General features: G+C 47.2%; 11 protein-coding genes. 2 read left to right on the top strand and 9 right to left on the bottom strand.

The genetic code is table 11. The features are described from left to right. Positions 1–118 precede the first annotated feature (118 nt). Positions 119–1,435, top strand: coding sequence for a class I SAM-dependent methyltransferase (locus ACN0QW_RS08555; protein WP_417430558.1), 1,317 nt, complete (start codon positions 119–121; stop codon positions 1,433–1,435). A 118-nt stretch (positions 1,436–1,553) separates the two neighbouring features. Here the strand turns inward: ACN0QW_RS08555 and astB are convergent, their stop codons facing one another. The 5 genes from astB to ACN0QW_RS08530 are packed head-to-tail and all read right to left on the bottom strand — an operon-like array spanning position 1,554 to position 7,899. Then, complete coding sequence (astB, locus tag ACN0QW_RS08550; protein WP_417430556.1) at positions 1,554–2,903, bottom strand: N-succinylarginine dihydrolase; 1,350 nt, start codon at positions 2,901–2,903, stop codon at positions 1,554–1,556. Between the two features lie 4 nt (positions 2,904–2,907). Then, positions 2,908–4,395, bottom strand: a complete 1,488-nt coding sequence (astD, locus tag ACN0QW_RS08545; protein ID WP_417430554.1) for a succinylglutamate-semialdehyde dehydrogenase — start codon at positions 4,393–4,395, stop codon at positions 2,908–2,910. Continuing rightward, a complete protein-coding gene (locus tag ACN0QW_RS08540; RefSeq protein ID WP_417430552.1) occupies positions 4,392–5,435 on the bottom strand; it encodes an arginine N-succinyltransferase in 1,044 nt (347 codons plus the stop codon). Before ACN0QW_RS08540 ends, astD begins: the two co-directional genes overlap by 4 nt. A 31-nt stretch (positions 5,436–5,466) precedes the next feature. Beyond that, positions 5,467–6,696, bottom strand: a complete 1,230-nt coding sequence (locus ACN0QW_RS08535; protein WP_417430550.1) for a hydrolase — start codon at positions 6,694–6,696, stop codon at positions 5,467–5,469. A 12-nt stretch (positions 6,697–6,708) separates the two neighbouring features. After that, positions 6,709–7,899 (bottom strand): aspartate aminotransferase family protein, encoded by a 1,191-nt coding sequence (locus tag ACN0QW_RS08530; RefSeq protein WP_417430548.1) that lies wholly within the window; start codon positions 7,897–7,899, stop codon positions 6,709–6,711. Between the two features lie 387 nt (positions 7,900–8,286). Between ACN0QW_RS08530 and ACN0QW_RS08525 the strand changes: the two genes are divergently transcribed. Next, on the top strand, positions 8,287–8,775 hold the full coding sequence (locus ACN0QW_RS08525) for an Lrp/AsnC family transcriptional regulator (protein ID WP_299374208.1): 489 nt from the start codon (positions 8,287–8,289) through the stop codon (positions 8,773–8,775). A gap of 24 nt (positions 8,776–8,799) precedes the next feature. Here ACN0QW_RS08525 and ACN0QW_RS08520 read toward each other — a convergent pair whose 3' ends face one another. The 4 genes from ACN0QW_RS08520 to ACN0QW_RS08505 form a co-directional block, all read right to left on the bottom strand. Further along, entirely contained in the window at positions 8,800–10,440 is a 1,641-nt protein-coding gene (locus tag ACN0QW_RS08520; protein ID WP_417430545.1) for an autotransporter domain-containing protein, read from the bottom strand. A 172-nt stretch (positions 10,441–10,612) separates the two neighbouring features. After that, positions 10,613–11,392, bottom strand: a complete 780-nt coding sequence (locus ACN0QW_RS08515; protein WP_417430543.1) for a HesA/MoeB/ThiF family protein — start codon at positions 11,390–11,392, stop codon at positions 10,613–10,615. 74 nt (positions 11,393–11,466) lie between these two features. Beyond that, positions 11,467–12,438, bottom strand: a complete 972-nt coding sequence (cysK, locus tag ACN0QW_RS08510) for a cysteine synthase A (RefSeq protein WP_299374215.1) — start codon at positions 12,436–12,438, stop codon at positions 11,467–11,469. Positions 12,439–12,473: 35 nt separating this feature from the next. Next, complete coding sequence (locus ACN0QW_RS08505; RefSeq protein WP_299374217.1) at positions 12,474–12,932, bottom strand: RrF2 family transcriptional regulator; 459 nt, start codon at positions 12,930–12,932, stop codon at positions 12,474–12,476. Between the last annotated feature and the right edge of the window lie 21 nt (positions 12,933–12,953).

The raw sequence follows: 12,953 nt of genomic DNA, 5'->3' as shown, positions 1-12,953 counted from the left end.
ATCATCGTTCTGATCAATTTTCAGTGGTGCCGGATAGAGTATTTGCTTCTGGCTATTTGCTTGAGTAAGCTTTTGATGGGGGTGGTGCAATCTTGTTTGATTTATCAAAGGATTAGTAATGTCTGTTATGGGACAGGACCGTTCGCTAGAAAGCGTCAGAAAAGCACTTTCGCATCTCCACGAAAAACTTGGTTTGGATTTCTCTTTTCAACTTTGGGATGGGTCTCTTGTTCCGCCTTCTGATGCTGAAAAAAATAACCTACGTCTGGCCCTAACAGACAGAACGGTTTTAACGAAATTACTCCGGCGGCCAAAACTTAAGACGGTTATTGACCTCTATCTTTCAGGTGGGTTGGATATTCGTGGCGGCACACTTTTTGATTTGGCCGAACGTCGCCCCAAAGGCAAAACTAAGAAGCTGGTTAAAAGCCTGAATAAAAGCCTTTTACTGCGAAACCTCTTTCCGCTTCTCTTTGCACGCACGGATCAACAGAACGTTCAACTGGATGGTCAGGGCGAGACGTCGGGCCGGGGTAGCAAGCAGGACGACATTGCTTATCACTATGACGTGTCGAACAGGTTTTATGAGCTCTTTCTTGATCCCGAGATGGTTTATACCTGTGGCTATTTTACGGACTGGGCTAATGATCTTGCACAGGCACAGCGCGACAAGCTGGATATGATCTGTCGCAAGCTACGCCTGAAACCCGGGGATCGCTTGCTGGATATCGGATGTGGTTGGGGCGCGTTGATCTGCCATGCGGCTGAACACTTTGGCGTCACTGCTGTCGGGGTTACTTTGTCCGAAGAACAGTTGGCTCTGGCACAGCAGCGGATCAAAGAGAGAGGTCTTGAAGATAAGGTCTCGGTTGAACTCAAGGACTTTCGTTTGCTTGAAGGCACTTTTGATAAGATTTCATCCATTGGTATGTTTGAACATGTGGGCATAGAAAATCACCGGGAATATTATCTGACGGTTAATCGTTTGCTGGAACCGCGCGGAATTTATTTGCATCACGCCATTACCCGTAGGGGCAAAACAAGCGATGCGAAGTTCAATCGAAAGCGCCCGGAATATAATTCGATGCTCAAATATATTTTCCCCGGCGCGGAAGTTGATCATATCGGCATGACTGCCAAAAACCTTGAAGCACATGGTTTCGAGGTCCATGACGTCGAAGCATGGCGCGAGCATTACGCCAAAACCACTGAGTTGTGGGCCCGTCGCTTGACTGAGAGAAAAGAAGAAGCGATTGCAGAAGCTGGTGAAGAACGCTACCGCCTATGGGTGCTCTACCTGACTGGCGTGTCATTAGCCTTCACACGGGGAACTCTGAATATCTTCCAGACCGTCGCCACTAAAAGAACCAAGGGGCATTCCGGAATGCGGCCTACACGATCTGATCTTTATGAGACAAGCCTTTGTCGAGATTAACCCGATTAGGAAAAGACTAATCTTGGAGTTAAACATGGCTCGTAGAGTCAAAAAAGATCCCGAGTGATGCGATGATCACCCGGGATAAAAGAAGCTTAAGTCAGGACGGGAATCCGACCTAAGCCCGCTGGAAATCGTATAGTTTTCCAAGATTTAGAATGTTGGTTAGTTCTTCGAGGGCTGCGCGAACTTCGCATAGAAGTGCTGGATCTTTGATGTCATTGGGTGAGAGTTCATCGCGATAGTGTTTGGAAACCCAAGCCTTTAGATCTTCGTAGAGGGCTTCATCAAGAAGAACACGCGCTCCCAGATTCTTGAGATCGTCGTCACTGAGGACAACACGCAGTCTAAGGCATGCCGGACCGCCACCGTTTTTCATGGATTGGCGAAGATTGAAGAACTCTACATTACTAATGGCCCCACCTTGTTGAACAAGACCTTCCAGGTATTTCTTTACCCGTGGATTTTCCTGACACTCGATAGGGGCTATCAAGGTCATGGCATTGCTGCCACTGCCTGAAGGTGAAATCAGCTGACTGTTAAAGAGGTAACTTTGCACAGCATCTTCAACAGATACCTGATTGTCGGGAACCTCGACAAAAATCATGTCACCGTTCGGGAGCTTCCTATTCAGCTCTTCCTTGACAGCATCGATATTGAGAAAAGCCTTTTCGTGATGGAACAGGACTCGTCCGTTGCCAACCGAGATAACATCGTTATGGAAAACCCCCTGATCGATTACATCGGGGTTCTGTTGCGCATAAACAACCCGATCTTCAGATAGGCCGTGGAGGCGGGCAACAGCCTGGCAGGCTTCTAAGGTTTGTCGGGCTGGGAATTTTTTCGGACCCGGCGCGTTTTTGTGCAGGGCTTCGACACCATAAACGAAGAACTCTACGCCGGGGTCGCCATAGTTGGTGCAAAAACGGGTGTGGTTCGCGGCACCTTCATCCCCGAAATGGTGGCTGCCGTGTAGGGCAGGGTGATGAGCAAAGCGGCTGTCATCGGCAAAGATCGTCTGTAGCGTACGCCCTGTTGTCGGATGCTCAATAGAGCGATGAAACATGGAGATCAGGTTTGCCGGGGTGAAATGTGTTCTGCCGTCCTTTGTATCCGGACGCGGAGATACCGTTCCCGCATTGGCAACCCACATTGAAGAGGCAGAGCAAGTACCTGCAAATAGAGCCGGATTTTCTTTTGCGGCTTTCTTAAGGATATCACCGTCGTTTCCACTATAACCCAAACCGCGAAGGGTTGGCAGGTGAGGACGTTCCTGGGGTGGTAAAACCCCCTGCTTCATGCCCATATCTGCCAAGGCTTTCATTTTCTCCAACCCTTGCAAGGCAGCACCTTTGGGACTCGAGGTTCCTTTGGCTGATTTATCGGATGCTATGTTGCCATAGGAAAGACCTGCAAAGTTATGTGTCGGGCCCACAAGGCCGTCAAAGTTAACTTCGTAGTAGGTCATCAGCTTATCCCTTTTCCTGTAGGGTGATCCCAGGTGTCAGCTGTGCAGGGACGTTAAGCGTATCGGCTTCAAGAGAAGCGACAGGATAAGCGGCATAGTCCGCGGCATAGAAAGCACTTGGGCGATGGTTGCCGCTGGCACCAACACCCCCAAAAGGTGCTGATCCACTGGCACCTGTCAGCGGACGGTTCCAGTTCACGATTCCGGCACGGCTTTCGACCCAGAACTTTTCCCAAAGGCCTTTGCTATCCGTTAGAATCCCAGCGGAAAGACCAAAGCGGGTGTTGTTTGCGACATCAATGGCTTCATCAAAATCAGCAACGCGGATAATTTGGAGGAGAGGGCCAAAATATTCTTCATCAGGAAGATTTGTAATGGCTGTAACATCAATTAAGCCGGGTGTTAAAAATGGCTTTCCTTCATAAAGGCGTTCCAAGCGCTTGATAACTTTACCGCCCAGTTTCTCAAGATTATCTTGTGCTGCAAGCATGCCATCCGCTGCGGCGTTGGAAATCAAAGACCCCATAAAGGGTGGATTATCTTGATCATCCTGTCCGACTTTGATGCCATCAATCTGTGCTGTAAGAGTTTCGATAAACTTATCGCCTTCTGCCCCTGTTGGGACGATCAACCTGCGAGAACAGGTACAACGTTGTCCAGAGGTGACATAGGCTGATTGTATGGTGTGATAAGCAGCAGCTTTATGATCGCTTGCCTCCATAACAACCAGTGGGTTGTTACCGCCCATTTCCAGAGCCAGAATTTTACCGGTTTTACCTGCGTATTGGCGGTGTAGAAGTTCACCCGTTGCTGAGCTACCAGTGAAAAAGAGGCCATCAATGCCATCATGTCCGGCGAGGGCTATACCTGTTTCCTTGGCGCCTTGTACCAAATTGAGAACACCAGCAGGAAGTCCGGCGTCATGCCACGCGTGCATCATAACTTCGGCAACCATCGGGGTCAGGTCGCTGGGTTTGAAAACGATCGTATTACCAGCAATCAGGGATGGTACGATGTGCCCGTTAGGGAGATGGCCGGGGAAATTGTAGGGACCAAAGACGGCAACAACGCCGTGAGGTTTATGACGTAGAGTTGCTTTCAAGCCTTCGCCCATCTGATTTTCATGATCGCCTGTACGCTTTTCGAAAGCATCTAGAGATAGGGCAACCTTACCAATCATTGCGGCGGCTTCGGTTTTTGTTTCCCAAAGTGGTTTCCCGGTTTCTATTGCGATTGCAACGGCGATATCTTCCTGACGCTCTTTGAGGAGATCACGGTATTTTGTGATGATTTCAATGCGGCTGTCTAATGAGGCGAGTGCCCATCCACGCAGCGCAGAACGTGCTGCGATAATCGCATCGTTTACATCGTCTGCTGTTGCCGAGGTTGCTTGCCAAATAATTTCGTTGTTTGCTGGGTTGGTCGAGGAAAGCGTGCTGCCTTTGCCATCGCGCCACGCGCCATTGATATAAAGTTTCTGTGCTAGGCTCATGACTTGTTCTCCCGGAATTTTACGTAACGTACTTCATCGCCATCTTTCAGGCGGAGCGCGTCGATCGTTTCTTGTGTAAGTTTGATTGATTTCGTGTCGTCCAGCTCTGCGGGTTGAAGACACATACGATAAGCATCGATATTCGCGTTACTGATCATATAAAGATTTGATTGATCTTCTGCTGCGACCTGTTCTGTTGTGCCGCTAACAGATACAACACGACTTGATTGTAAGGTTTTAATGTTTCTGGTTGGAACCTCTACAGAGGGACCACCGTCAAAAACATCAACATAACCGTTGAAGTTGAAGCCTTCTTTTTCAAGCAGGCGCAAGGCCGGGCTGGATGATTCGTGGGGTTTGCCAATAACTTCCTGCGCTTCTTCCGGAAGCAGATCGATATAGATCGGGTACTTTGGCATCAGATCTGAAATGATCTGGGTTCCTTTGACAGAAGAAATCTTGTCTGCGTTTTCAAAAGCAATGCCAAAGAATTTTTCGCCGAGATGTGTCCAGAATGGGGACGAGCCATCATTGTTTTGCCAGCCACGCATTTCGGCCATCACCATGTCGCCGAAACGATCCGGGAAATCCGCCAAAGTTAAATAACGGCATCTGGACAGAAACTGACCGATACCGGGCTGGCGGTATTCTTTGGAAAGATAAAGCGATCCAATCTCAGTTGCGCCGGTGTAGTCGTTCACTAGCATCATGACCTTCATTTTACGGGTTGTTTCCAACTCGGATGAGGCATTGACCAATGTCGATATCTTATAGGAATAGAAGGGGTACTTTAACCCAACCCCGGCGTATACAGCTGTGGTGCCAACCGCCTTTTGGGTTTTTGTGTCTTCAAGAACCATAAAGTAAATCTCACCTTGTGGTCCCATTGCAGGGGATTTGAAACTGGCTTCTGACCGGGTGAGCTTTTCAAGCCAAGAACCTTCGTTGGCTGGCATGGATGTCATGCCTGTTCCCACAGCGTGGGACAAATCCATAAGATCACCTAGATCACTTTGTCGAGCAGGTCTGATAATTAACATTGGGACGTTTTCCCCGGATTTGTCAGCCAAATTAGGCTGTGGTTGTACGGTCGGGCCAATTGGCTTCGCCTGCTGCGAGTTTAAAGAGCAGAAGAGCAGAAAGTTTGGCGCGTTCACTCAGGCTGTCGATCAGCAGGAATTCATCTGTGCTGTGAATTGCGCCACCACGAACACCCAGGGTATCTATATTTGCAAGACCAGCAGCCGCGAGATTATTGCCATCGCAACACCCGCCTGTCGCTTTTGCTTCTGTTGAAAGGCCCAAATCATCTCCGCAGCTTTTCAGTAGGGAGAAGAGTTGCTGGTGAGCCTTGTCCATAACCTTTGGTTGCCGCCCGAAGGAACCATGTAGTTCAAGTGAAATACCGTCGGCCTGACTGATCTCATCAATGATTTGGTGCAATTTTTTTTCTGCCCAGGCTTGCCCTTCCGGGCTTGGCACGCGGATGTTAAAGCGACATAAAGCAAAGTCGGGAACCACATTATTCGGTCCACCGCCTGTCAATTTAGCAACGTTAATCGTGACGCCTTCCATCTGACCGTTCAGGCCATCCAGAAGTGAGATCGCCCGGGCGAGGGCTGCGATGGCATTTCTGCCGAGGTGATGTTCGCGTCCAGCATGCGCGGCACGTCCACGAGCCGTTAGAGCAAAGTTCCCGCTGCCTTTACGTGCCCCAGCCAATGTACCATCGGCCAATGCGGGCTCAAAAATCATACCGACATCGGCTGCTCTGGCGGCTTGGTCCAGATGTTGTGCCGATGCAAAAGAGCCAATCTCTTCATCCGGGTTGATAATAACCTGCCAACCGATATTACCGGCATAGGGGCTGCGCTCAAGAGCCTGTAATGCAGTTAGCATAACAACAATACCACCCTTCATGTCAGCAACGCCGGGACCATTGATGGTATTTTCATCAAGCTTGGTACAGTGCTGGAAACTATGGTTTTTGGGATAGACGGTATCACTGTGCCCAACCAAAAGAATGCGGCGATTGGCGTTTGGCCATTTTGTTAGGCGCAGCAGAGGACCGCTTTCGCTTTTGACAATCTCGCCACTATCAAGAACATCTGTCCTGGGTGGCAACTCAAGACGTTCTTCTTCTGCATCTAGTGAGGATGCAAAGTCAGAAAGTCGGTCGATGACCTTTTCAATTCCCGGAATATTAGCGCTTCCGGAATTGATTTCACTCAGCGCCAAAACTTCCGAAAGCATATTGTCCTGTTGCGCATCGATCCATTCGAGCAAAGGAGTATAAGTCATCGACCGTTTTCCTTAGGCTGTTAGTTTCGTGCAAACACGATCAAGGATTTCGATCGCAGTATCCAGCTCGTCATCAGAAACGTTGAGCGGTGGCAGGAAGCGGATCTGATTGTCCCCGGATTTTGCGCAGAGCATGCCTTCGTTTCTAAGTTCAAGCAGTACATCGCCATTTGGGATTGCACATTTAAGGCCAATCATCAGGCCACGGCCGTGAACGGAAACCAGCGCTTTTGGATGTTTCGCAATAAGCTCTTCAAGTTGAGCACGAACTTTGTTCGATTTCTCGGTGACAGAGGCAAGGAAACCATCTTCCATCAAGAGATCCATAACAGCATTGCCAACGGCACCAGCAAGAGGGTTGCCGCCATAGGTGCTGCCGTGTGTGCCGAAAATCATTGCTTCTGCTGCTTTGTCATTTGCGAGACAAGCCCCTAGAGGGAACCCACCACCAATACCTTTTGCAAGGGACATAACGTCAGGCTCAATACCAGACCATTCATAGGCAAAGAGTTTACCCGTACGACCCATGCCACACTGGACTTCGTCAACCATCATCAGGATATCGTGCTTGTTGCAAAGGGCGCGAACGCCTTGCAGATACTCGGCTGTACCCGGGCGAATACCACCTTCACCCTGAACAGGTTCAAGAATGACACCAGCTGTTTCATTTGTGATTGCAGCTTCCAGTGCTTTAAGATCGCCAAAAGGAACCTGATCGTAACCTTCATCTTCCATCAGGAAGCCAGCCGTATGCGCAGGATTCCCCGCGGCAGCAATTGTTCCGAGTGTCCGACCATGGAAGGCGCTGGACATACCGATAATACGTTTGCGTTCCGGACGACCTTTGGCTTCTTGATATTTACGGAGGATTTTCAGACCACATTCGTTGGCTTCTGCACCTGAGTTACTAAAGAAAACTTTTGACGCAAAAGAATTGTCTGTTAGGCGTTTTGCCAGTGTTTCTGATTGTGTGACCCGGAACATATTGGAACAATGCCAGAATTTATCCGCCTGATCTTTCAGCGCAGCAACCAGATGCGGGTGCGCGTGACCAAAAGCGCAAACGGCAATCCCACTATAAAAATCGAGATATTTTGTACCATCTTCTGCGTAAAGCCAGGTTCCTTCACCTCTTTCAAAGGCGATGTTTGGCGGGTTGTAGGTGGTCATCATGGCTTCGCGGCCAGGAAGAACGTTAGACATTATATGCTCCTTTGGTGGATCTGTGCCTGATTTTTGATCAGGCGTCCCAGTATATTACCTGTGTATTACGCATTGCTCGGCGAGTTTGTTGTTGGCGAATTTCTAACGCCGTTGTTTCACTCAGTTAAATAAGCTTATCGCAGAATCTGCCGAAGGTCTTATCGAAGTCGCTCTATTTAACTGCAGATACTGCGGTTTAAATAAGCTATACCGAATTATATTTTGTTTTGTTCTTTGCAATAGGTATTTACAGATATCGTTAGTATTTTGATTAATTTTCAAGCTTGATGTATAGAGAAAATAAGGATTTCTAGAGAATAGTTTTCTGTGTATCTAGAATGAAACTGCGTTCTGTAATGTATAGTCTGGTAAAAATAAGGCCTGTAAATGTCATTTAGTCAGCAACTGGATCGAATAGACCAAAAGATTCTTTCGATTCTTCAGCAAGAAGCCCGCATAACCAATCAGGATTTGTCTGACAGAGTGAACTTATCGCCAAGTTCTTGTTTGAACAGGGTACGTAAACTGGAAGAACGCGGTTTTATCGGTCCCTATTTTGGAATGCTTGATCTGGAACGGGTATGTCGTTCTGTCATGGTCATCGCGACGGTGACCCTCAAAGACCATAGCCGGGATCAATTCAAGGCCTTTCAGGATTATGTGCAAAAGATCCCGGAAGTTGTCGAATGTTATATGGTCAGTGGGTCTTTTGATTTCTGTTTACGCATCGTTGCCCCTGATATGGGACGATACAACGAAATAAACGATCATCTACTGGACGCGACGGACACACCAGGCGTGATGAACATCAGTAGTCATGTCGTGCTAAACACATCCAAACATTTTTCTGGCTATCCCATAGAAAAGCTGCTTTAGCAATTTTTTACGGATGATATGGAATTAAAAATTGATTTTTGCGCCAAGAAGTACCGAAGTATAGCCTTCTTGGCTGTTTGTTTCCATTGTATGGGATACGTCAAAGTCGGCTTCTATCAACCCTGTTTCATGTTGGTAGGTTATTCCTGTCCCGTAAATTTGCGCGTCGTTTATAAAACTCGATTTAACAAATGGTTCCAAAAAGCTTGATGTCTTTGAATGACCATCACCGAGCGAGAAACCATAAGCCAATAGTCCGCTCACTGAATATTCGCTGTAATCATCACGACCTATTTGTGATTGCCCTTCGATTATACCGTTCAATCCCATTGATGGGGTGTTAATACGTATACCACCTCCAAAGTCATAGGCATTATCATCATTGTTTATAGAATCTCTGAAATCATGAATGAAATCCACTTTAACAAAGGGCTGAATTTCTGCTTGATCACTGATAAAGCTATAACTTGCCTCTAACCCTGGTTGTATTTGCCAAGTATTAGATACTGTTTTATCGACATTAGTGCCGTCGCTTTCCGTATAGGCATCGACGACTTTATTAAGTGCTGTTAATCCTAATTTTGTTGAGATCGCAAAAGGGATATTCTGTACAGGTTGAATTTTGTAGCTGGCATTTATACCAGCGTAGAGCATGGAACTGTTTGTGTTTGATGTCACAGATCCGTTATTACGACTTTGTTCTATATCTCCGATACTATATCCACCAAGAAAAGAAAGCTTGATGTTATCAGTTGCTTGATACACAGCATACGGGGTTAGGGACCAATTGGTTTCATCGTAAGTTCCAGAGTTGTACAATGTTGAAAGGCCGCTATCTGAATAACCCAATGATAAACCGACGTAGGTTGTATTATTCAGGCTGTAATCAAATCCAATATTGTACCCCCAGACATCACCCGTAAACCGGCTGTCATCATTCGTTTCATCACGCTTGTTTTCAATGCTGTTATAAGAACCGTGCCCCCAAACTGTCCAAGGTAGGTCTGTTGATAGATCTGTTCTGGATTTAATTTCATTTTGAGAATCAGTTTGAGGAGCAGCGAATATGGATGTCACACTTGAATCAAAGGACGCCAACATCGCAAGTTCTCGTGCGGAGTTTCCTTTTGTGGATGAACTATTGGCTCCCGTCTCAAAGTTCTCAGTAAACAGCGTGATTTGGTTTAACTCAGATTGGGGGGGTGTACGGCCAGTGCCACCAGGAGCATCACGCCCCGCGCCTGTGGAGGTCGAACGGCTAATACCTGAAGGGCTGCCAATCGTTGTAATTCTGGCACCTATATTGTTGGTGAGTACGATAGATTGTGAGTTTGATATGGATGCCTGTACAGCTGCTTGAGCATTATTGGATACGTCTATTTCGTTGCTAATAATGACGAGCTGTAACGTAGATTCTTTTTGTATATTATAATGCGAGAGTGTTTTGCCATCTAAGAGGACTTGGCCAGAGAAAGTCAGTTTTTGTTGGGGGGGGCTTATTCCTTCCTTGTTTTGAATTTTAATCCTGATTTCTTCAATTTTATCAGAAGCCTCGACATCAAGAGTGATGGTCTTTCCTGGCACAGATACAAAAATTTGGAACGCGTATGCCGGGCTGGTCATGAAAAAGGTAAGGATGGCAAGAATTCGGAAGGTTTTTATCATTTAAAGTACGGTACTGTTTTTTATGTTAATGCTGTTTTGTGAAAACAGCTACATTATGGAGTCTTTAAGTTTCAGCAACGGTAGTTTGTATTTCTTAAATAATATTGAAGATTCCATGAATTATCTTATTGGAATTAAGGAGGAATATAGGGAGTGATGAAGTTATCTGGTTCTACTTAGCAGTTCCGCACAAACTACAGGCAGGATCGCGCTTGGTTTTCATTTTGTGGAATGATGTTCCCAGAGAATCGTACAGTAACAGGCTGTTACTCATACTATCGCCAATTCCAAGTAATTCCTTGATAGCCTCAACAGATTGTAGGCTGCCCATTGTGCCTGCCAGTGCGCCGAGTACGCCAACATCAGCGCAACTGCCTTTTTCCGCGACCTGTTCATCGCCAAAAAGGCATCGGTAGCAGGGTTTATCTCCCTCTTCAAAAGCCCGAAAGGTTGTCAGTTGTCCGTCAAAGCGCATGATTGCAGCGGAGACCAGAGGAACCTTTTGCCGATAGCAGGCGTCATTGACTAGATAACGAGTATTGAAGTTATCACACCCATCGGCTACCAAATCATACTGACCAATCAAATCATCAATGTTGCCTGAATCCAGACGGAAGTGGTGTGGCTGGATATCTATGTCCGGATTGATCGCGGCCAGACGCGACTTAGCGGATTGCACCTTGGGGTGATTGACTTGATTTGTATCGTGTAAAATTTGGCGCTGCAGGTTTGACAGATCAACAACGTCATCATCGACAACGCCGATGGTCCCAATGCCAGCAGCAGCAAGATAAAGCAAAAGGGGGGAGCCCAATCCCCCAGCACCGATAACGAGAACTTTTGAACGCAGAAGCTTTAGTTGTCCTTCTTCGCCTACTTCTGGAAGGACAAGATGTCGAGCATAACGGTCAATTTGATCGTCTGTTAGCTCGTCTTCCAATTGCTCGTTCACGTTTCAAATTTCCGTTTGGTATATGTGCACTTTTATCTGAGTGCATTTTTTCAACTGGTTAAGATTTCAGACAGTTAGTTATTTTCAAAAAGATCAGTACTCAAATAGCGTTCAGCAAAAGAAGGTAAAATGGTGACAATTTTCTTGCCCATCATTTCTGGCCGACCACCAATTTCCAGTGTTGCTGCAAGAGCAGCGCCAGAAGAAATTCCGATTGGCAGTCCTTCAAGAGCTGCTGCTTCGCGAGCAGTTCTGAAGGCTGTATCATTTCCGATTCGAATGATTTCATCAATCAATCCAGTGTCGAGAATGCTAGGAATAAATCCTGCACCAATCCCCTGAATTTTATGAGGACCGGGTTGTCCGCCAGAAAGAACAGGGCTGTCTTCGGGCTCAACAGCAACCATTTTCACTTCCGGGTTCAGCTCTTTAAGAACAGCGCCAACACCGGTCAGAGTGCCGCCAGTCCCAACGCCGCAAACAACCATGTCGACCTGACCGGCTGTGTCGTGCCAGATTTCTTCGGCGGTTGTGATTCTGTGGATTGCTGGGTTGGCTTTGTTCATGAACTGTTGAGGCATAACTGCTTTGGGCAATTCTTTGACCAAGGCTTCGGCACGTGCAACTGCGCCACTAATACCTAGCGCGCCATCTGTAAGAACCAATTCTGCGCCGAGATAACGCAGCATTTTGCGACGTTCTGCAGACATGGTTTTTGGCATTGTCAGGATCAGCCTGTAACCTTTTGCCGCACAAACAAAGGCAAGGGCGATACCTGTATTACCGCTGGTTGGTTCGATAATAACGGTATCTTTGTCGAGCTCTCCGGATTCTTCCAGTGCTTCAATCATGGCAAAGCCAATACGATCTTTAATCGATGCTAGCGGATTAAAGAATTCACACTTTCCGAGTATTTCAGCTCCTGAACCGTGAGCGTCGGCAAGTTTTTGCAAACGCACCAGTGGTGTCGCGCCGATCGTATCAAGGATCGAATCGTATATTTTGCCTCGGAAAGAGGAAGATAAGGTGTTGTTTTTGGTCTTCATGGTTTCTCGCTATACGACCCCAAGAGACCGCCTGATTAAATACTGAAATCAGGCATTGCGGCTGTGGCCTCACTGGGAATGTTTTGTTTTCGTGCTTCGTCGCAAAGTTGCTCAATGGTTATTTTGTCGAAACGCTCCATTATTTCCTTTTGCATGTCAACCCAGATAGGACGAACGACATTGATACCGATGTCAGACCCCTCGTTGTCGCTGGCAGGATCTGATGCACCCTCCAAATCTCTGACAACGCGGATAATTTCGCCGACAGTTATCCGTCTTCTTTCCTTTGCGAGGCGGTAACCCCCGCGAGGTCCCCGTTGTCCGGCAAGAACACCATTGTGCACTAGTTGTTGAAGCACCTGTTCAAGATAGCGTCTTGGAATGCCTTCCCGACGTGATATTTCAGTTGATCGTACAGGTGCAGAACCTGCGTGATAAGCGATATCTACCACCGCTTCTATTGCAAAGAGTAGCTTTTTTGATAGCCGAAGCATTTTTTTGTGTCCCAGTCCCTT

The organism is Kiloniella sp. (genome assembly GCF_048259265.1).
Taxonomy (GTDB): Bacteria; Pseudomonadota; Alphaproteobacteria; order Kiloniellales; family Kiloniellaceae; genus Kiloniella.
Note: the sequence above shows the minus strand (reverse complement) of the source record. Positions and strands in the feature narration are given on the sequence as shown.